The organism is Synergistaceae bacterium (genome assembly GCA_012521675.1).
Lineage (GTDB): Bacteria > Synergistota > Synergistia > Synergistales > Aminobacteriaceae > JAAYLU01.
Genome location: JAAYLU010000065.1, coordinates 12605 through 33503 on the forward strand (window position 1 = coordinate 12605; position 20899 = coordinate 33503).

Here is a 20899-nt window from a genome sequence, read left to right on the forward strand (position 1 = left end):
GCATATCCACGATGAAGATCCTTGCGCTGAACCCCGGCTCCACCAGCACCAAGGTCGCCCTGTACGAGTGCGGTCCGGACGGTGCCAAAGAGCTCTGGAGCGACACGCAGCGCTACGACACGGATGTCCTTGGGCGCTTCTCCGGCGTGATGGAGCAGGAGGAGTTCCGCCTGGAGGAGATACGCAAGTGCCTCGCCGCGCACGAAACCTCGGCATCGGAGCTCGACGCGGTGGTCGGCAGGGGCGGCCTGCTGAGGCCGATCGAGAGCGGGACGTACGAGGTCGGCGAGGAGATGCTCTCGGACCTTCGGAGCTGCAAGTGGGGGGAGCACGCAAGCAACCTCGGAGCACCGCTTGCGATGAGGCTGGCGGCCGAGGGTCGTAACCCGGGCGCGTTCATAGTCGACCCGGTGGTCGTGGACGAGATGATCCCGGTGGCGCGCCTCTCCGGCCTGCCTGAGATCGAGCGCCGCTCCATATTTCACGCACTCAACCAGAAGGCCGTGGCCAGGAGGGCAGCCGCCGAACTGGGCAAGCCCTACTCCGAGTGCAACCTGGTAGTCGCCCACATGGGGGGCGGGATCTCCGTGGGCGCCCACGAGAAGGGCAGGGTCATAGATGTGAACAACGCCCTCGACGGGGATGGCCCCTTCTCGCCCGAGCGGGCGGGCAGCCTGCCCACGGGCGGTCTGATAAAGATGGCCTTCAGCGGGAAGTACGAGCTCCCGCAGATGCTGAAGATGCTCACGGGAAAGGGCGGCCTGGTGAACCACCTCGGTACCAACGACCTGAGGGAGGTAGTCCGCCGGATGGACTCCGGAGACGAGACCGCGCGCATGTTGTTCGAGGCCATGGCCTATCGGATAGCGAAGGAGATCGGTTCCTGCGCCGCCTCCCTGGGGGGAAAGGTGGACGCGATAGTGCTCACCGGGGGGTTGGCTTACAACGAGCGCTTCACGGACCTCATAAGCTCCAGGGTGGAGTTCGTCGCGCAGGTTAAGATCTATCCGGGAGAGGACGAGATGCTGGCCCTCGCAGAAGGCGCCCTCAGGGCCCTGGGCGGGGACGAGCCGTCCAGAAAATACAAGAGAGTCTAGCGGCAGCGGCCGGGAGCGATTATTGAAGAGGCGAAGGAGCGTCGCATGTCTTTTCGGTGCGGCGCTCCGTATTCTTTGTTCAGGAATTTGATGAAACAGCCGGGAGGCGATAGCGATGGATTTAAAATACGACCCTCACTACTACCCTTACCCCTCCAGGAGGAGCGTGGTGTACGCATCCAGGGGGATGGTGTGCACCTCTCATCCTCTGGCGGCGAACGCGGGGCTTGACATAATGAAAGCGGGAGGAAACGCCGTGGACGCCGCCGTGGCGACTGCCGCGGCTCTGACCGTCGTGGAGCCGACCGCAAACGGGATCGGCAGCGACGCCTTCGCGCTGATCTGGAAGGAGGGCAAACTCTACGGCTTCAACGCCAGCGGCCCGTCCCCGGCGGCTATCACCATGTCCGTCGCCGAGTCGCGCGGCTGGAAGGACACGGGGAAAATGCCCAGGTTCGGCTGGGCGCCCGTGACGGTCCCCGGTGCTCCCGCCGCCTGGGCGGAGCTTGCGTCCAGGATGGGAAGGCTGTCGCTCGAGACGGACCTGGTTCCCGCCATCGATTTGGCCCGCCGCGGGCACGCCGTGTCGGTGTCGACCTCCCGCTACTGGGAGATGGGGATAAAGAGATATTCATCCGAGAAGGGAGAGGAGTTCCGCGCCTGGTTCGATACCTTCGCTAATGGCGGACGAGCGCCCCGACCGGGAGAGGTTTGGAGGTCCGAGCCCCACGCCTCGACCCTTGAGCGGATCGGCGCAAGCGGGGCGAGGGACTTTTACGAGGGTGCCATCGCCTCCCGCATCATCGACGCGGCCCGCAGCAGCGGGGGGTACATCACCGGGGAGGATCTCGCGTCCTTCTCGCCCGAGTGGGTGGAGCCGATAGGGGTGAAGTACCGCGGGTACGACGTCTGGGAGATCCCCCCGAACGGGCAGGGGATAGCCGCCCTGATAGCCCTGTCGCTGCTCGACGGCTTCGAATTCTCGTATCACGACGACCCGGCCTGCGTCCACCTTCAGATAGAGGCGATGAAGGCCGCCTTCGCGGACGCTCACCGTTACGTAGCGGATCCTCGTTTTGCCGAAGTGCCGGTGAAGGAGCTGCTCTCCCGGGCATACGCCGACTCCCGCCGCGCCGATATTGGCGACAGGGCCGCCGACTGGAGAGCAGGAGACCCCAAGCCGGGAGGCACGGTCTACCTCTGCACGGCCGACGCCGAAGGGACGATGGTCTCCTACATCCAGAGCAACTACATGGGCTTCGGCTCTGGCGTTGTGATTCCGGGGACGGGCATTGCCCTCAACAACAGGGGCCACTGCTTCTCCCTGGAGGATGGGTATCCGAACGTCCTCGCCCCAGGAAAGCGCCCGTACAACACGATAATCCCCGGCTTTCTCACCAAAGAGGGAGTGCCGGTGGGGCCCTTCGGGGTGATGGGTGGCTTCATGCAGCCGCAGGGTCACGTGCAGGTGGTCATGAATACTCTCGACTTCGCCATGAACCCCCAGCAGGCCCTGGACGCGCCGCGATGGCAGTGGACCGGCGGGGTCGACGTATCGGTCGAATGTTCGTTCAACCAAGACCTTGCGCACAGCCTGGCGAGGAGGGGACACTCCATGAAATACGAGATGGAGCCGGGCGGCTTCGGACGAGGGCAGGTAATCTGGAGGACGCCGTACGGAACCCTGGCGGGCGCGACCGAGTCCAGGACCGACGGTTGCGCGGCGGCATGGTGATGGTGGCACGTTAGCAAAAAGCGTGCGTCTCCCCGAAAGCCCGTTTTTACTGCCGGATGCTTGCACCGCCGGGCTTTTTGCATTACGATGTTGAAAAGGTCTTTGAACAGCAGTCGGGGGTGAGTGTCATTCGCGTTGTCTTGCCTGTAAGTGAAATCCAGCCCCCCTGGGTCATAGACGAGGACATCCTCTCTCCCAGCGGAGTACCGCTGGTCGTCAGCGGGGCGCCCATAACGCCGTCGCTGAAGAACGCCATGATCCGAAACGGGATAATGACCATCAGGGTCAGGACCCCCGACGAGAAGAGCTACGACCATAAATCGCCGATACCGGTCGGCCTGAAGGCCACGGTGAAACAGGGCGTGCAGAAAATAATGCACCAGACGTCGCGCGGCCGGAGGATCTCCCCCAAGCTGCTCGCCGAGGTGGAGGGTCAGATATCGATCCTGATCGAAGCACTCTTCGCCGGGGAGGGCCATGTCTTCTCCGAGCTAAGATCCCTCTCCAACCACAGCGAATACACCTATGAGCACTCATGGTCGGTTACTCTCTTCTCCGTGGTCCTGAGCAGGGCGGCCTGGGAGAGCGGTGTCCTGAAGAGGTTCGACTATACGGCGAGGCTCAACCTGGGTATGGGGGCCGTGCTCCACGACATAGGCAAGACATTCGTTCCCCCTGATATCCTGGACAAGCCAGGACCGCTGGACGAGGCCGAGTGGGACGTGATGCGCCTTCACCCCAAAAAGGGCTTCGACCTGCTGCGCTCCTACAACTACCTCATGCCCATGGTACGGGCCATCGTCGCCTTCCATCACGAGCGCCTCGACGGAAGCGGCTACGGCCTTGTCAAGGGGAAACACCTCGATGGCGAGAACATACCGATGCTGGTGAGGCTCGTATCGATCGCCGACGCCTTCGACGCCATGACGAGCTCGCGACCCTACAAGAGAGGCATGCTCCCCTTCGAGGCTTTGGAGGTCGTCCTCGATGGTGCCGGCAGCCAGTTCGACCCGGACATCGCTCCCCTGATGGGCAGGGTGGTCGTGCCGTTCCCGGCAGGCTCCCTCCTGCTGATGAAGGACGGCTCGGTGGCCTCGGTCCAGACGCCCGGAGGCCTGAATGAACGCTCTCAGCGGCCTGAGTGCATAACGGTGGCCTCACTGTCGAAAGAGGTCCGGAGGCCGCTGGGGGACGTCTTCACCCTGAAAGACCGCTTGGACGTCCTGCTGGGCGCGACGTGTCCGGAAGGACTTGTTGAAAGGCTCTTCAAGGAGGGCGACTCCCGGATGTTTACTCGGGGAGGGGACAAGCGCATCTCCCTGCAGGCGGCTCTTCCCCTGTGGGACGAGCTTTTTTCGAAGGCCCTGGAGAAGGCCTTGACATAGTCCTCCCCTGTTTCGGCAAACGTCAAGGGCGGCTCTTCGATTGCGAAGCACCGCCCTTTCGATTATACTTATCGAACGAAAAGGAGGGGATCGGGCGTGAACATCGATTCCTTGCTGGCGGTCGCCAGGGGCGACTCTCCTGCCGACTTGGTGCTGCGGGGTTCGCTGGTGGCGAATGTATTCACCCTGGAGTACGAGAAGGTCGACGTGGCGATATACGGCGGTCGCATCGCCGGGGTGGGGCATGGGTACGACGGACGCGACGAGCAGGACCTCTCGGGTCTTGTGCTTGCGCCGGGCTTTCTGGATGGGCACTGCCATATCGAGAGCACCATGCTGACCCCTGCGGGCTTCTCCGAGCTGACTTCTGTGCGCGGCACCTCCGCGGCAGCGGCAGACCCGCACGAGATAGCCAACACCTGTGGCATGGCCGGGGTCGAGTATATGTGGCGCGAAAGCCTCGACTGCCCGGTGGACATCCTCTTCACCGCCCCCTCCTGCGTTCCTGCCTCGCCCTTCGAGACGCCGCTTGAGCCGCTTGACGCGGAGGCGATAGCCGAGATGTTCGAGCGAGGCATGTGCGACTCGCTCGGCGAGGTGATGAACTACCCCGGCGTCATCCACGGGGATGCGGCCCTGTGGGCCAAGCTGTACGCATCCGGAAGGAGACCCCGCTCGGGGCATGCCCCCGGGCTCTCCGGAAAGGAGCTCTGCGCCTACCTTCTATCCGGCTGCGACTCCGACCACGAGAGCTTTGCCATCGACGAGGGCCGGGAGAAGCTACGGCGCGGCATGTGGCTCATGATCCGCGAGGGTGCAACCGAGAAAAACCTCGCCGAGCTCGCGAAGCTGGTAAAGGAGGACCCCGCCCGCTCAAGCCGCTGCATGATGGTCAGCGACGACCTCACCGCCCGCTACCTCAGGGACTTCGGCCACATGGACGAGAAGATGCGACTTTCAACCCGACTTGGAATTCCCCCCCTGATTGCCCTTCGAATGATCACCCTATCAACGGCCGAGTACTTCGGCTGGCGCGACAGGGGCGCCATAGCCCCGGGCCGCCGGGCGGACCTGGTCGCGGTCGACTCGCTTGAGAACTGCAACGCACTGAAGGTCTGGAAGGACGGCGAGCTTGTCGCCGAGGAGGGAAGGCTGCTGGCTGGCCAGCTACCCCGCGCGAAGCCGCCCGTAGTCAGGACGAAGCCGGTCTCCGTTCCGCCCGGGGAGTCCTTCCGGGTCGAGGTGCCGAGCGGCGCTAGGATAAGGGCCATCGGCGTCAAGAGGGGGCAGGTGGTTACCGAACATTTGCTGATCGAGCCGACCGTCCGCGATGGACTGGCCGTCGCCGATCCCTCGCGCGACCTGGCGTACCTCGCGGTACTCGAGAAGAACCAGGGGACGGGCAGGCTGGCCGTGGGCTTTGTCCGGGGGCTTGGGCTGAAGGAGGGCGCTATCTGCTCCTCCGTGGCCCACGACGCTCACAACTTCGTAGCGGCCGGGATGGACATCGCTTCCATTAGGAGGGCCTTCGCCTTCCTCGTTGAGCAGGGCGGGGGGATAGCCGCCGTAAGGGGCGAGAATGTGCTCTCGTCTCTGTCCCTGCCTGTGGGCGGGCTGATGAACCCATCGCCGGCGGACGAAGTCATAGATTCTTTCGAGAAGGTCGAGCGGGCTGCGGCGGGCCTGGGGACGGATCTGGAGCACCCTTTCATGGCTATGAGCTTCCTCTCGCTGTCGGTCATACCCGAATTGAAGCTGACCGACCAGGGGTATGTCGATCTCGGCAGGGGCGGCTTGCAGTCGATGTTCATAGAATAAGACCACATAACAGAAAGGCGGGAGAAAAACAATGTCGTTTTTGGAGAAGCAGTTCAGGCTCAAGGAGTGCGGCACGGACGTTAAGACGGAGGTCATGGCGGGGATAACCACCTTCATGACGATGGCCTACATCATCTTCGTCAACCCCGGCATCCTATCGGCGGCCGGGATGCCGTTCGGCGCGGTTATGACCGCCACGTGTCTGTCCGCGGCCATCGCCACCTACCTGATGGCGTTCATGGCCAACTACCCGATAGCGCTCGCGTCGGGCATGGGGCTCAACGCCTTCTTTGCGTTCGGCGTCGTGCTGGGGATGGGGATCTCCTGGGAGGTCGCGCTCGCGGCGGTGTTCATCGAGGGAATACTCTTCATTCTGCTGACCCTCACCAAGCTGCGCGAGAGCGTGGTCAATGACATCCCCATGTCCCTCAAGATAGGGATCTCGGCCGGCATAGGGCTGTTCATAGCGTTCATCGGCCTGCAGGGCGCGAAGATAATTGTAAAGGACGACGCGGTGCTGGTGGCCCTCGGAGACCTCAAGAACCTGGAGGTAGGTTTAGCAGTAGCGGGATTCTTCATCATGGCCGTGCTGCAGGCTCTAAAGGTCAGAGGCGCGATACTCATCGGGATCTTGGTGATCACAGCCGCGGCGATACCGCTCGGCATCGCCCAGGCGCCGGAGAGCTTGATATCGGCGCCCCCCTCGGTCATGCCCACCTTTATGAAGATGGACTTCTCGGGACTGGCCAACCCCAACTTCTGGATCGTCTTGTTCTCCTTCTTCTTCGTGGACTTCTTCGACACGGTCGGCACTCTCGTCGGGGTCACCAAGCGGGCGGACATGCTTGACTGCGACGGCTGCCTGCCCAAGGCGAAGGAGGCCCTGATGGCCGACGCCGTTGGAACAGTGGCGGGCGCCGTGCTCGGAACCTCGACTGTCACATCCTACGTGGAGAGCGCCAGCGGGGTGGAGGTGGGAGGCAGGACAGGACTCACCGCTTTCGTCACTGCGACCCTGTTCATCCTAGCCCTCTTCTTCTCGCCCATAGTGGCGATAGTGCCGTCCTGCGCGACGGCCCCGGCCCTGGTGCTGGTAGGAGTCTTCATGATGATGAGCGTCAAGGACATGGACTACGACAACTGGACGGAGCTCGTCCCGGCCTGCATCGCCATCATGGTCATGCCCTTCAGCTACAGCATCGCGGTCGGCATTGAGTTCGGCATCATCTCCTACGTGGGGATAAAGATACTCAGCGGAAAGTCGAAGGACGTCAGCGTCATAATGATGGGATTGGCGGTGCTATTCGTCGCCAAGGAGCTGTTCTTCTAGCAACGGACGGAAAAAGGAGCGCCCTCCAGGGCGCTCCTTTTTTTGTCGTACCTGGTACTTGCCATCCCGTGATCCGTGTCATCCCGAGGCGGCTGTTTTGTGTTTGCCATTCTTGGTTTGTGTCATCCCGAGGCGTTTTTTGCCGAGGGATCTCAGACCAATTCCGTAGTCACTGTCTCTCGCCGTTGCGCTCTCCGCCCCACGACTCTATGCTTGACGGAGGCACAGCGAAGCGAACCTTTGAACCGGGGCGCAAGTTCAATGCCTGGTAGGACTCCGACGGATGCTCCGCCTGCCAGATTATCCCGTGCTCGGAGGTAAGGTACAGGCGCATCGCGCCTGCCAGCGGCGTGGTCTCCTCTACTACGGCGGAGAAGACGTTGCCGCGAAGGTCCGGGTCGATCGGAATGTCCGGGTAGAGTATGCGTATCCTGTCAGGCGCGACGAACACGAGGCTTTCCCCCGTCGTGTGTGATCCGCCGTCAAGCGAGAGCGACAGGCTGTCGCCCTCGAACCGGTAGCCGCACTCGCTGTCGCAGCCGATTATCCGGCCTCTGAACAGGTTGCCCCATCCCAGGGCGCTCCAAGCCTCGCCCCGCGCGCCCTTCTCCCAAAGGCGCTCCACGGGGAAACTCTCCTCCACAAGCCCGTCGCGGATCACGAAGACCCTGTCCCCGAGCGAGCATAGGTCCTCGATCTGGTGCGTTACGTACAGCATCGGTATTCCCGCCTCGGCCCGAACCTCCCTCAACTCTCTGCGAAGGCTGCGTCTGAGAGGTCCGTCCAGTGCGCTGAAGGGCTCGTCGAGCAGCAGCAGTGCCGGCTCAGCAGCGAGTGCCCGGGCAAGAGCCACCCTCTGGCGCTGCCCCCCGGACAGGCGCGAAGGCAACCTGTCCTCGAATCCTTCCATCTTCATGCGCGCCAGCCACAGGGCCGCCTTTTCTCGCCCGGCCCTGCCTTTCGGCAAGGCGTAGGCGACATTTTCCAATGCCGTCATGTGAGGGAAGAGGGCAAGCCCCTGGAAGAGCAGTCCGACGCCTCTCTCCTTCGGAGGAAGGTTTACACCTCCGAAGGACGAGTAGAGGGTCCTGTCGCCGAGGGTCAGCAGGCCCTCCTTCGGGGTGCGCAGCCCTGCGATGGTCCTGAGGGTCATGCTCTTGCCCGAACCGCTTCGACCGAACAGAACCCCCGTCTCCTCCCCCAGGGACAGGTTTACGTTCATGGAGAAACCGCCGAACGAATCGGAGAATTCCGCGTCAAGCATGGTGCTCATTCCTCCCCTCCTCTAGGAGCCTGACCAGGTAGAGGCTCGCGAATCCTGCGCCCACAAGCAGCAGGGATGCGGCATGAGCCCCCGCGAAGTCCAGCGTCTCCACCCGGTTGTAGATATAGAGGGGAAGAGTCTGGGTCCTGCTCGGAATGTTGCCCGCGATCATCAGGGAGACGCCGAAGTCGCCGAGTGCCCTTGCGGACGACAGAGCCAGACCTACCAGCAGAGTGCGGCGGGACAGCGGAAGGGTGATGGTGCGAAATACAGTCCACTCTCCCTTGCCGAGAGTGCGCGCGGCGTCCTCCAGCTCGCGCTCCACCGAGGAGAACGCAGCGCGGGCGGACTGGATCATGATGGGAAGGGCCGAGACCACCGCCGCCAGCACCAGCGCGCGGAAGGAGAAGAGGATTCCGAGCGGCTTCAGCATGGGTGACTTGCCGATCGCAAAGAGCAGGTAGAAGCCCATCACGGACGGGGGCAGTATCAATGGAAGCTGCACCAGTAGGGAGACGAATCCCTTGCCGGGAAACCGGGAGCGGGCCAGAATCCATCCTATCCCGCCCCCTAGAAGTATCAGCAGCGGGATAGCGAAGCAGAGGACTCGCAGGCTGAGCAACAGCGGGCGTATCATCGTCCCGGACAAATCACGCAGCTACCGAGTCCGGCGCCTCAGGGTGCCATGAAGCCGTACTTCTCGAGAAAGGGGAGTGCCTCCGGTGAGCGGATGAACTCCCAAAACTCAACCGCCGACCGGGATGCCCGCCCACTGACGAGCCCTCCGAACAGTGTCTGGGGCTCGGCGTCCAGCAGTGTCCAGGCTCCCTCGCCGAGCGAGGCCGCGGTGCTCAGCGGCAGGATAGCCAGATCCGCCGCGCCGCTCATTGCGGCAAGGCCTGTCTTCAGCACATCTCCCCCTATGAAAAGCCTTTCATCTGCCTCCAAATCCTCAAGCAGTCCCTTTTCGGACAGGTAGGTCCGGGCTCTCTTTCCGAAGGGCGCCGTCTCGGGGTTGGCGATTGCGACGCTCTTCGTCCTGTCACCGAGCAGATCGAGGGAGGGTGAAGCCTCTCCGGAGTGCCAGAGGACCAGCGGCATTACCGCGAATGGAAGGGGAGATCCTTCCAGCAACTTCCTCTCCTCCGCGTAGCGCGCCCACTGCTCGTCCGCACTGAGAAACAGGTCGAACGGCGCCCCCGTCTCTATCTGCCTTGCCAGGTTGCCGGACGCTCCGAATACTCCTTCGAGCTCCGTGTCCCGGGCTCCGTTGAACCAGGGCAAGACTTCAGCGAGCATTGACTGAAGCGACGCGGCGGCCGCGACGATCCCCGCCCTGTCATTTGCCGCGGCGCTGGAAACGCCGAAGGCGAATGCGATTATCATTGAGCAGATTAACAGCCTGTTAAGAAAGACTCTCATACGGAATTCCTCCTAAATGCAACATGGTTGCATTATTGTAGCGGCGTAGACGATTCTTGGCAAGAGGTAAGAATGGTACAAGGGGTCAGGGTGAGAATCACCTCCGGAAAAATCGCGCGATCGTATCAGGTATCCATCCTCTCGATCCTCCCGCGCCGCAGGAAGATTCTCTTTTGGGTCACTCCGTCGAGCCACTGCAGGTCGTGCGTGGCTATGAAGGGAAGGGCGCCCCAGAGTTTGCGCGCGTCGAGTATGACTCGAGCTATCAGCTGTGCGTTCTCCTCGTCCACGTTAGCGGTTGGCTCATCCAGAAGCAGTACTTTCGTCCTGAGCACCAGGCGCGAGGCGAGCGCGACTCGCCGGGCCTCCCCGCCTGAGAGCTGGTACCACTCCCTCCGCGCGAAGTCAGGGGAGAGGCCGACCATCTCCAGCGCCTCGACGACCCTGTCGCGGACATCCCTGGCCCCGCGGGCCTTCAGTCCGTAGGCGACATTATCGAACACGGACCGCCTCAGCAGGTAGGGGTCCTGCATCAGCATGGTTACGTTCAGCGCGTCCTTGCCGTCGATATCGGCACTTTCTCCCATGAAAAGAAGGTTCCCCGAGATGGGAGGCAGAAGGAACGCGAGGAGGTTCAGCAGGGTGCTCTTTCCGCTGCCGTTATGCCCGACGAAGGCCACGGGGCCATCGTCATTAAGGGCCAGCGAGTCGATCCACAGGACCGGCTTGCCGTCGTAGCCGCAGACTATGTCCTTCAGCTTGTAGACAGGGGTCTTCATGGCGACCGGATCACACCGCGCTCCTTCCGCGGAGGAATGAGACGCTCCAGTTGAGCCCGAAGGAGAGACACAGCAGCAGCACCCCCAACGCTATCCCGGTGGCGAAGTTGCCCTTGCCTGTCTCGAGCGTTATGGCGGTAGTCACGGTCCTCGTGTGCCACTTGATGTTGCCGCCGAGCATCATCGACACGCCCACCTCGGCTGTCACTCTCCCGTAGGCTGTGACCGCGGCCAGCAGTATCTGGTGGCGAGCCTCCCACAGGGTGGACAGCAGCAGCCTCCGTCCCCTGGCGCCAAGCGTGAGAAGAGTGAAACGGAGGCGACGATCGGTGTTCTCGACTGCGGAGGCGGTGAGCGCGATGATGATCGGCAGGGCCAATATCGTCTGTCCGATCGCCATTCCAGTGGTGGTGAAGAGCAGCTCGAACCTGCCGAACGGGCCTCGGTTGGATATGAACGAATAGACGAACAGGCCGACGACCACGGTGGGTATCGAAAGAAGCGTGTCCACCAGCAGTCGAATCCCTCGCCTGCCGGGGAACGAGAAGTGCCCCAGCGCGAAACCCGCGGGTATGCCTATGAGAAGGGAGACGGACATTGACAGGCTCGATAGCCTCAGAGTCTCGAAAACTGCGGACCAGACCTCCTCGTCGCCGGAGAAGAGGAGAGAGAAGCCCTGTATGAAGCCCTCGGAGAGGTAGTTCAACGCGCAACACCCTTTCATCGGAAGCAGTCGTACTGGTTGACGGGGAAATATGATATCATATCCCCTGCGCAGTAAAAACGCATGAAAGCAAGGAGGAGATAGTTGTGAGTCTTCGCAGACTTTGTGCCTTCGTTCTGATCGTTGTCTTGGTCGTATTCGGTGCGGGTGCCTGCTCGGCGACGGAGGTCCTTCGCATGGCCACCACCACCAGCACCGACAACACCGGCCTGCTCGACTACCTCGCCGAGCTCCTGCTGGAGGAGAAGGACATCGAGCTTCAGTGGGTAGCGGTCGGCACAGGCAAGGCCCTGGAGTACGGTAGAAACGGCGATGTCGACGTGCTGCTGGTTCACGACCCCGAGGCCGAGGCCAAGTTCGTGGAAGAGGGTGCGGGAGTCAACCGCCGCCAGGTCATGTACAACGACTTCATAATCGTGGGGCCCGACTCGGACCCGGCGAAGATCCGGGGGCTCTCCGTCACGGAGGCTTATAAAAAGATTGCGACCGAGGAAGAGCCGTTCGCCAGCCGCGCGGACAAGTCCGGCACTCACATGGCCGAGCTTCGCCTCTGGGCCGCGGCCGGCGTGCAGGAGCCGGACAGGGAGAAGTGGTACATCCAGACCGGGCAGGGTATGCTCGAGACGCTCATGATAGGCGCGGAGCGCAAGGGCTACGTCTTCACCGACCGAGGGACTTTCATCAAGTACGAGGATTCGCAGAAGGAGCACGCCGGCCTGGCGATAGTGCTGGAGGGCGACGACTCGCTTAAGAACCAGTACAGTGTCATAGCCGTCAACCCGGAGAAGTGGGAGAACACACGCTATGACCTGGCCATGACCTACATAGACTGGATGGCCTCGCCGTCGACCCAGAAGGCCATCGCAGACTTCTCCCTGCTGGGCAAGCAGCTCTTCTTCCCTAACGCCGAGCAGTAAAGACGCGATCCGTCTTTGAGAATCCAGGGCCGGGGCAGTCATCGACAGCCTTGGCCCATTTTTTTTATGAATGGCCCCGCCGGGTCATCCCATGAGGAAAAGCCTCTCGAGGTCGTCCGCGGGCATCGGTTTGCCGTAGTAGAAACCCTGCGCGTCGTCGCACTCTTCCTGCCTCAGGTAGTTCAATTGCGATTCCGTCTCGACCCCCTCGGCCATCACCTCGACCCCCAGCCCCTTGGCCAGGTTGATGATCGTTGTAGTGATGGTCCGGTCCTTTGCGTCTCTCTCCGTCCCCTGGACGAAGGGCATGTCTATCTTCAACCTGTCTATCGGTAGAATCTTCAGGCGGCTGAGGGAGGAGCACTCGGTCCCGAAGTCGTCGATCGAGATATACACCCCTAGTTTTTTCAGCTTCTTCAACTTGCCCAGCACCAGCTCCGTCTCCCTTATGGCGGCGCACTCCTTGATCTCCAGCTCCAAGTATTTCGGGTCCAGCCTGGCCTCCTTCAGGATGACCGCGAGGTTGTCCACGAAGTCCGGGTTGTAGAGCTGAACCACGGAGAGGTTCACGGCGATCCTCATCCCGGCCGGGGCCTTCTTCGTCCAGCGTTTTCTCTGCCCCACGGCCGAACGCAGTATCCACTCCCCTATGCCGTCTATGGTGCCGTTCATCTCCGCCAGGGGGATGAAGGAGCCCGGCGGGATGATGCCCATCACCGGATGATTCCATCGGACGAAGGCCTCGACCCCGACTATCTCATCCGTTTCAAGGTTGAACTGCGGCTGGTAGTGCATGACCAGCTCGCCCCTGTCCTGGACCCCGTACAGCTCGCTTGAGAGCTCATTGGCCCTCATGACCTCGTCCTTCATGTCCTCCGTGCACATCACGTACTGGTTCTTCCCCCTGGATTTGGCCATGTACATGGCCACGTCGGCGTTCTTAAGCAGCGTCTCCTCGTCGGTTCCGTCGTGGGGGTAGACAGCCGCGCCGGCGCTGCCCGAGATGAAGAAGTTCTGTCCGTGCACGTAAAATGGGTGGACGAATATCTCCATTATGTCCTCCACGGCCTTGGCGATGCTGACGTAGTCCGCGACGTCGTTCAGAAGGATCAGGAACTCGTCTCCGCCGAACCTGGCCACCGTGTCCGACCTGCGAAGGCGCTGCTGAAGGCTGCGCGCCACCTCCTTCAGCAGCGCGTCGCCTCCGCTGTGCCCCAAAGTGTCGTTGATCATCTTAAAACTGTCCAGGTCCATGAGGATTACGCCGACCAGCCTGTTGTTACGCTTCGCAAGATGTATGGCTTGGGCCAGCCTATCTGAGAAGAGGGTGCGGTTCGGCAGGCCGGTGAGCTGGTCGTAGTAGGCCATTAGCTCGATCTCCTTCTCCGAGCGGATACGTATGAATCCGTCGGCGAGCAGGTTCGACAGGATGTTAAGCAGCTCCGTGTGAGTCTCGGACCACTTCCTGCTCTCCTTTGTCGACTGCATTCCGAGGAAGCCGAGTATCTCCCCGTTCTCCTCTATCGGGACGGCCGCCGCGGACTTGACTCCCTGCTGCAAGAGCTCTCCCCTTTCATCCGAGAGAGCATCGGAGATGATCTTGGTGTTGTCGATGAAAAAGAACTTGTTCTCACTAAAATGATCGATCCACTTGGATAAGGCATCGCGGGCTATGGGGTTGACGTGACGTGGAACGGGAGGGACTCCCTCGGCGTTCCATTCGTAGGAGTAGAGAGCGTCCTCTCTTTCGGCATCGAACAGAAATATGCTGGCCCTGTCGGCTTGGAAGAATGTCGCGATTTTCTCCAGAAGCAGATTTGCCTTCCGGTCCAAGCTGGATATATTGATGCTCACAAGTTCGGTGGATATCTCCGAGATCAGCTTTTGCGAACGGGTCTGCAGCTCGATCTCCTTCACCCTGACCACGTATGTCTTGTTGACCAGCAACCCGACGAAAAAGGCCACCAGGAGGATGCTGATCCTCGCCGCGTAGTCGAACGTGTCCATGATCACGAAATCGGACGGCGCGTTTATGACCACCGGTATCTGTGTCGCGATCGCCACGGCGGTGACGAGGATCAGGGGCAAACGCGATGTGAACAGTAGGGTAACCATCATTATCACCACGGGAAAGACCCAGATGGTTATGGCCGCATACTCAATGAACTGCCAGGTCAAGGCGGGAATGCTGAGCAGCATGACGAGCAGCATGGCGTTCTTTCTGATGTCGAGGGTCGCGATGAACTGGGTCGCCAGCGTCAAAAACCCGAAGAGGAAGAAGATGTAGCTCGCCTGGAGCATCGAGCGCATGGAAAGATCGCTCTGGACTGCGAAGGGGAAGAAGTGGGCAAGGCCGGTTGTTATCCCGCCCATGATGAACGCCGCCCCCAGGCTGAACACCAGCTTTGAGTTGGTCAGCTCCTCCAGGAAGAGCTCGTCGTCCGGGTCGGGCGACGTCCTCATCAGCCCGAATTTTACCATGGCGATATACATCCCCGCCAGCAGCAGAAGAGGGAAGAACGCCTTTAGGGACGGCACATTGTAAAGCCGAAGAGAGTGAAGCAGGTGGCCCATGAACCAAGGGGGCACGAAGGCGAGGATCGCTGAAAACATGAGTATCCTCGCCTGCCCTTTTATCTTTCCGTCCTGTGAACCCCTGCCCCATCGCCATAGCAGGGCAAGCCCCAGGAGGACGTACAGGACTTGGTACGTTAAAAATGCATAGAACCATTCGCCTCTTTCAAGAGTGTGGGCGTATCCCAGTTCTGTGCTCTGAAGCTTGTAAAGCGAGGATGAGAAGTCGTTCGATAGAGAGAACGCGAAGATCAGGACTATGGTCGGCAAGTAGAGAAGGTGTGGAAACAATCCCCCTCTCCGCTTTTTTACCGTGCTCGTAAGGAGCATTACAAAGTGCAGAAACAGCGCGTATAGGGCGGCGTGTCCGGAAAAGGCGAACTTATTCCAAATAAGACATGACTCCGGGCTGGGGGCGGAGCTTGCTATCGATACTCCAAGGGAGTGTACGGCAAATGACAAGCAGAGAAGAAACAGGGTCTTGTTGAGGCTGTCATCCTTATTCAGGTGAACCGCGTAGATTCCGAAGAAAAGGTAAATAGCGAAGATCCCGAAGAAGAGCAGAGACGTTAGAAGAGGTGCTAACTCCATGTGATACCCCTCCATGTTTTTTCAAAGGCCGGTCCGTCAATGAGCGGTTCGGTCTTCATGCTTCCTCCTCCCGCCGGTGGTCAACGGGCTTTTCAGGTATGAAGTACAGTTTTTTGGGGCGCCCTACCTGGGAGAACTGGAACTTCACCGATATCCCGCACTCCTCGGCGAGATACTCCAGGTAGCGGCGCGCGCTGGACCTGGAGATCCCCAGCATCCGCCCGGTATCCTGGGCGGATAGGGGAAGCTCCGACTCGTCAAGCAGATTGGTTATGCGGTTGATCAGTGTCTCCTGGAAGCCCTTCGGGATTCCCCGGGAAAAATCAGCCATGCGTTTCTTGAAGCCGGTTACCCGGTCGATGTCCTCCTGCTTCCATGGACGTTTTCTCCCGACCAAGCTGCGGTGGTACTCCTCGTATGCCTTGAGGGCGCGCCGGAAGCGATCCCATTCGAAGGGCTTTATCAGGTAGTCGAAGGCACCCGAGCAGATAGTGCCTCTCACTATGTCCGGGGCTTTCTCGGACGAGAGGATGATGAAGTCGACCCTCGGTTGCTCCGCTCGCAATCTCCTGAAGTCCTCTGGACCGTTGAACGCCGGCAGAAGTATGTCCAATAGAACCAGGTGGATGGACGAACTTGCCAGTTGAGAGCCGAGGGATACGCCGTCGTCAGCGAAGCCGGCGAACAAGTAGCCGGTGTTTTCAGTTACAATGTCGCGATAAAGAGTGCGCAACATGATATCCGGTTCGGCGATGAGGACGTTCAGAGGGTGCAATCCCAGCTCTCCCTTCTTAAAGAGTGCTTAGAACACTATCTACCGCGGAGGCGCCCGTCTGTTCAGGGTCTCACTAACCCATAATTATACATGAAAACTAACGATTCAAGCGCGAGAAGTGAAACAAGGCCGTGTAGGCGGTGAAAAAAGTATCATAAATATTGCAAAGCGAGATGTTGGGTGATAGTATTATGCAACTCAGTTGCATATCCCATTTGGAGGTGTCCCAGTCTTGAGGAAAAAGATGAGCAGCTTGGATCTGATGACGAGACTGACCGTTGCCGTTCGGGACCGTTTGGAGTGCGAGGCCCCAGACCTTCTCGACGAGATAGTGGAGATCCGTGCGCTGAATGTCGAGCAGGCGATAGGCGACCCTGCGCCCTTCACCGACTTCGCCCTGCAGAGGGGGGAGGAGCGGCTGGTCGAGGCGGTGGTGAGAGGGGCGAAGGGCCAGGCCTTCACCTCTCATCTGTCGTCGTGGAGCGGCACCGTCTCGGAGATGCTGAGCCTGCCCCTGTCGGAGGACAGGGAGAGGGCGATAGCGACCGCGGGCATCAACGCGATCGGGCTGCATTTGAACTGGGGAGACAAGACGATCCACTGCCGTGACGCCTCGCCGAAGACCTGCGGCGAGAAGATGGGGCGGAGGCTCGCCGAAGAGCTGGTCAATGGCGAAAAGGTCGCCATAATAGGCTACCAGCCCGCCATTCTGAAGGGGCTGTCCGAGTCGCTCGGCCCGGAGCGAGTTCTGGTGCTCGATCTCAACCCCGAGAACATCGGCAGGACCGTCCACGGCGTGACGGTCCTGGACGGGGAGAAGGACCTGACGCGCGCGGCCTCGTTGGCGGACGTGGCTCTGGCCACCGGGTCGTCCATGTCCAACGGGACGATCGACGGCATACTGGAGGCCTTCGCGGGCAAGAGGACGATCTTCTTCGGCACGACGATAGCCATCCCCGCCGAGCTGCTGGGGCTTGAGAGGTTCTGCTTCGAGGCGGAGTGAGAGGGCGGAGGGGGCCGTTATGGGAGCGAAAAGCCTGTTTCTGGAGGGGCCGATAGGCATAGGCAAGACGAGCCTGCTGATGAGATGCATGGGGCCCTTGCGGATGACGGCGGGCGGCTTCATCGTTCGTCGCCTGCTGGGCGAGGATGGAAGGGTGAAAGGCTTTTCCTTGACCCCGCCGAGCGCCTCCGAACTGCCCTCGCTTCCGTACTCCAGCGATGCGCCCAACATCTTCATCGAGCACACGGTCGACGGTTCGGTCCGCCGGCCCGGGGCGCTCGAGGATGGGATCATGTCGCTGCTCGCGGATTCGGGGATGAAGAGGCTGATTATCCTTGACGAAATAGGGGGAGTGGAGCTGCTGAACCCGAGGGTCGCGGCGCGGATCGCGGAGGCGCTGGCCTCCGGCGTGCCGTGCGCGGGGGTCTTCAAGGCGCGGGAGAACGCCCGCAACATGGCCTCCGGGCTTGGGCTGCCGCCCGAGTACTTCGACAGGTACGAGGAGATGAGATCCCGCCTGACGGAGGATTTCGGCGCGGAGCTGATCAGGATTGACTCCCGTCCGGAGGAGAGGGAGGCGGAAATCGTCGGTGCCTTCATGCGCCCTCTCCTCGCCGCTCCGCAGGAGGCCGTGGGATGAACTCCCGCCACACTGTCGCCTTTGCCCTCATGGCCGGGCTGTTCATCGTGGTCTTTCTCCTCTCCATGAGTGTGGGGAGATTCCCGGTACCGTTCGGCACCGTGTTCAAGGCGATGCTGTCGATGGAACCGGAGGGAGGCCTGTCCCCGCAGGTGGAGACGGTTCTGTTCCGGGTGCGCTTTCCAAGGGTTCTGCTCGGGGCGCTGGTCGGTGCCGGACTCTCATGTTCCGGAACGGTCTACCAGAGCATTTTCAGGAACCCGCTGGTATCCCCCGAATTTCTGGGCGCTTCGTCCGGAGCGGCCTTGGGCGCTGCGTTCGCGATATTGAACGGGTTCGGCTGGAAGACAGTCTCCCTGTTCGCATTCCTATCCGGCATCTCGGCAGTGGGTCTGGTGGTGCTGGTGAACGTCCGCTCCAGGGTGGATCCTATCCTGGGCTTCCTGCTCGCGGGAATCATGGTCGGCTCTCTCTGTTCCGCGGGGCTTTCCTACCTCAAATTGATAGCGGACCCCAACGATTCTCTGCCTGCGATCACCTACTGGCTCATGGGCTCTCTCGCCTCGGCCAGGAGGGAGGACGTGCTCTTCGCCGCCCCGTTGATTCTATCCGGCCTGTCGGTCCTTTTTATTATGAGGTGGCGCATAAACATCCTGTCCGTCGGCGAGGAGGAGGCCCGCTCCATGGGGGTGGACGTCCGGATGGTGCGAGGCGGTTCCGTGCTCGGGGCGACCTTCGTCACGGCGGCATGCGTATCCGTCAGCGGAGTGATCGGGTGGATAGGGCTGGTGGTTCCGCATTTCGCCCGATTTGCGGTCGGCGCGGACTGCAGAAGGAGCATCCCGGCCTCGATTCTGCTCGGCGGATCTCTGCTTCCCGCCACGGACATCCTGTCGAGGACTCTGTCCACAAGCGAGGTCCCGATAGGGATACTGACCGCGTTCGTCGGGGCGCCCTTCCTCCTGTTCCTGATAATGCGCGACAGGAGAGAGTCATGAGCGGGGCGGGCCTGAGCGTCAAGGGCCTTGCCGCACGCTACGGAAAGAGAAGCGTCCTGTCGGACGTATCGTTCGAGTTCTTCGGCGGATCGCTAGTATCCCTGCTCGGTCGCAACGGCTCGGGGAAGAGCACCCTCTTCCGCTGCATCCTCGGCGCGATCCCGTTTCGCGGGGAGATAAGAGCCGGGGGCACGGACACGAGGCGGCTGAACCCATCCGAGAGGGCGCGGCTTTTCGCCTACATCCCGCAGAGCCACGGGAACGCCTGCGCCCACACGGCCTTCGAGATGACGCTGATGGGCACGACGGCGGCGCTGGGCTTCTGGTCCTCGCCTGGAAAAAGGGAGAATCTGCGCGCGATGAGGGCGCTGGAGGAGGCAGGGATATCGCACCTCGCGAACAGGAGATGCGACCGCCTGTCGGGAGGGGAGAGGCAGCTCGTGCTGATAGCGAGGGCGCTCGCGCAGGACGCGCCTATCCTCTTAATGGACGAGCCTTGCTCCAGCCTGGACTACGGCCACCAGATCGGTGTGATGGCATGCGCCAGGAGGCTTGCGGACCGGGGTTACCTGGTTATCATGTCCACCCACAGCCCCGAGCATGCCCTGTCGTTCGCCGACCGGGCCATGCTGCTGATCGACGGCTCGATCGAGCGTCCGGGGACGCCGTCGGAGGTGCTGAGCGCCGGAGCGCTCGAGCGTATGTACGGAGTGCCGTTCGAGCCGGTCGTGCTCCGCGCGGATGCGGCCCGCGAGCTGATGCTCGACTATATTTGACGGAGAAGAACAAGAGGTGGAAAGATGAGAGGAAGGTTTGTTGCGCAGGCTTCGCTGGTGTTGGCGCTCCTGCTGGCGTGTGCGCCCCTGGCGGATGCGAGGCTGTTCGTGGATTCGGCTGGGAGAGAGGTGGAGCTGCCCTCGTCGATAGAGAGGGTCGCGCCATCGGGTCCTCTCGCCCAGATAATCCTCTACACCCTGGCACCGGACAAACTGTCCGGGATAGCGGCGGGCTTCTCCCAGGAGGCCGAGGGGTATATCGGTGGAAAGTACCTGGAGCTGCCCCTCTTCGGACAGTTCTACGGAAGGAACGTCTCCTTGAACATGGAGGCCCTGATTAAAGCGGCGCCGCAGGTGATCGTGGACGTAGGAGAGGCCAAGAAGAGCATCCGTGAGGACATGGACGCGCTGCAGGAGCAGGTCGGAATACCGACCGTTTTCGTCCGGGCGACGCTCGACACCCTCCCTGAGGCCTTCATAGCGCTGGGCGACCTACTCGGAGAGGAGGAGAGGGCCGGGATGCTCTCTCGGAGGGCCGGGGAGATACTGTCCCGCGCGGCGTCCGTGAAGGATGGCCTGCGGAGCGGAGAGGCGCCTGGGGTGTACGCTGCAATGGGAGTGGCGGGGCTGAACACCAACGCCAGGGGATCATTCCACGCCGAGGTCCTGGACAGGGTGGGAGCGTGCAACGTCGCGGACGTCCAGCCCGATCCGAAGGGAGCGGGCAGCGCCGTGTCCCTTGAGCAGGTTCTGCTCTGGGATCCCGGTGTCATACTCGCCGAGACGGAGGATGTGAGGTGTCGGATACTGGAGGACTCCGCGTGGAGCGGCATCAAGGCTGTGAGAGAGGGTCGCGTGCACCGCATACCGAACAATCCGTACAGCTTCGTCGCCAACCCGCCGTCGGTGAACCGACTGCTCGGTATCCTCTGGCTCGGGCATCTCTTATACCCGGAGAAGCAGGAGACAAACACCAAGGAGGACGTGGTCGAGTTTTTCAGGCTGTTCTATTCGATAGATCTCTCGGACGCCCTGTACGAGGAGGTCATGAAGGACGCAATGTAGGGTCTG

At 61.4% G+C, this 20899-nt stretch carries 18 protein-coding genes; 11 read left to right on the forward strand and 7 right to left on the reverse strand.

From position 1 onward, the window contains the following. The first annotated feature begins 11 nt into the window (after positions 1–11). The 5 genes from buk to GX181_06260 all read left to right on the forward strand — a co-directional run bounded on the left by buk (position 12) and on the right by GX181_06260 (position 7365). Positions 12–1097 (forward strand): butyrate kinase, encoded by a 1086-nt coding sequence (gene buk, locus GX181_06240; protein ID NLM71539.1) that lies wholly within the window; start codon positions 12–14, stop codon positions 1095–1097. 115 nt (positions 1098–1212) lie between these two features. Next, complete coding sequence (locus tag GX181_06245; GenBank protein ID NLM71540.1) at positions 1213–2832, forward strand: gamma-glutamyltransferase family protein; 1620 nt, start codon at positions 1213–1215, stop codon at positions 2830–2832. 140 nt (positions 2833–2972) lie between these two features. After that, entirely contained in the window at positions 2973–4217 is a 1245-nt protein-coding gene (locus GX181_06250) for an HD-GYP domain-containing protein (protein ID NLM71541.1), read from the forward strand. 96 nt (positions 4218–4313) lie between these two features. Next, positions 4314–6035, forward strand: coding sequence for an adenine deaminase (locus GX181_06255; protein NLM71542.1), 1722 nt, complete (start codon positions 4314–4316; stop codon positions 6033–6035). A 31-nt stretch (positions 6036–6066) separates the two neighbouring features. Continuing rightward, positions 6067–7365 carry an NCS2 family permease gene (locus GX181_06260; protein ID NLM71543.1) on the forward strand — a complete coding sequence of 433 codons (1299 nt, stop codon included), beginning with the start codon at positions 6067–6069 and terminating at the stop codon, positions 7363–7365. A 169-nt stretch (positions 7366–7534) separates the two neighbouring features. On the opposite strand, the gene GX181_06265 is transcribed toward GX181_06260, so the two are convergent. From GX181_06265 to GX181_06285, 5 genes are all read right to left on the reverse strand, one after another. Then, positions 7535–8629: an ATP-binding cassette domain-containing protein gene (locus tag GX181_06265; GenBank protein NLM71544.1), complete on the reverse strand. Its 1095-nt coding sequence runs from the start codon at positions 8627–8629 to the stop codon at positions 7535–7537. Further along, on the reverse strand, positions 8622–9266 hold the full coding sequence (gene modB, locus GX181_06270) for a molybdate ABC transporter permease subunit (protein ID NLM71545.1): 645 nt from the start codon (positions 9264–9266) through the stop codon (positions 8622–8624). Before modB ends, GX181_06265 begins: the two co-directional genes overlap by 8 nt. Positions 9267–9304: 38 nt before the next feature. Beyond that, positions 9305–10051 carry a molybdate ABC transporter substrate-binding protein gene (gene modA, locus GX181_06275; GenBank protein ID NLM71546.1) on the reverse strand — a complete coding sequence of 249 codons (747 nt, stop codon included), beginning with the start codon at positions 10049–10051 and terminating at the stop codon, positions 9305–9307. A gap of 125 nt (positions 10052–10176) precedes the next feature. Then, positions 10177–10830: an energy-coupling factor ABC transporter ATP-binding protein gene (locus GX181_06280; protein NLM71547.1), complete on the reverse strand. Its 654-nt coding sequence runs from the start codon at positions 10828–10830 to the stop codon at positions 10177–10179. Positions 10831–10840: 10 nt separating this feature from the next. Further along, positions 10841–11536: an ABC transporter permease gene (locus GX181_06285; GenBank protein ID NLM71548.1), complete on the reverse strand. Its 696-nt coding sequence runs from the start codon at positions 11534–11536 to the stop codon at positions 10841–10843. Between the two features lie 98 nt (positions 11537–11634). Between GX181_06285 and GX181_06290 the strand changes: the two genes are divergently transcribed. Continuing rightward, entirely contained in the window at positions 11635–12471 is an 837-nt protein-coding gene (locus GX181_06290; protein NLM71549.1) for a tungsten ABC transporter substrate-binding protein, read from the forward strand. Between the two features lie 84 nt (positions 12472–12555). Here the strand turns inward: GX181_06290 and GX181_06295 are convergent, their stop codons facing one another. Together GX181_06295 and GX181_06300 are read right to left on the reverse strand one after the other, a co-directional pair. After that, a complete protein-coding gene (locus GX181_06295) occupies positions 12556–15636 on the reverse strand; it encodes an EAL domain-containing protein (protein ID NLM71550.1) in 3081 nt (1026 codons plus the stop codon). A gap of 55 nt (positions 15637–15691) precedes the next feature. Continuing rightward, a complete protein-coding gene (locus tag GX181_06300) occupies positions 15692–16372 on the reverse strand; it encodes a response regulator (GenBank protein ID NLM71551.1) in 681 nt (226 codons plus the stop codon). Between the two features lie 271 nt (positions 16373–16643). Between GX181_06300 and GX181_06305 the strand changes: the two genes are divergently transcribed. Genes GX181_06305 through GX181_06325 form a run of 5 tightly spaced genes read left to right on the forward strand, consistent with a single transcriptional unit; the run spans position 16644 to position 20893 of the window. After that, positions 16644–17414: a hypothetical protein gene (locus GX181_06305; protein NLM71552.1), complete on the forward strand. Its 771-nt coding sequence runs from the start codon at positions 16644–16646 to the stop codon at positions 17412–17414. Between the two features lie 19 nt (positions 17415–17433). Further along, the gene (locus GX181_06310; protein NLM71553.1) at positions 17434–18054 is read left to right on the forward strand and encodes a hypothetical protein; all 621 of its coding nucleotides are present in this window, start codon (positions 17434–17436) and stop codon (positions 18052–18054) included. Further along, positions 18051–19052 carry an iron ABC transporter permease gene (locus tag GX181_06315; protein NLM71554.1) on the forward strand — a complete coding sequence of 334 codons (1002 nt, stop codon included), beginning with the start codon at positions 18051–18053 and terminating at the stop codon, positions 19050–19052. The genes GX181_06310 and GX181_06315 overlap by 4 nt, the downstream gene beginning before the upstream one ends. Continuing rightward, the gene (locus GX181_06320; GenBank protein ID NLM71555.1) at positions 19049–19828 is read left to right on the forward strand and encodes an ABC transporter ATP-binding protein; all 780 of its coding nucleotides are present in this window, start codon (positions 19049–19051) and stop codon (positions 19826–19828) included. Before GX181_06315 ends, GX181_06320 begins: the two co-directional genes overlap by 4 nt. A gap of 24 nt (positions 19829–19852) precedes the next feature. Beyond that, positions 19853–20893: an ABC transporter substrate-binding protein gene (locus GX181_06325; GenBank protein NLM71556.1), complete on the forward strand. Its 1041-nt coding sequence runs from the start codon at positions 19853–19855 to the stop codon at positions 20891–20893. Positions 20894–20899: the final 6 nt, after the last annotated feature.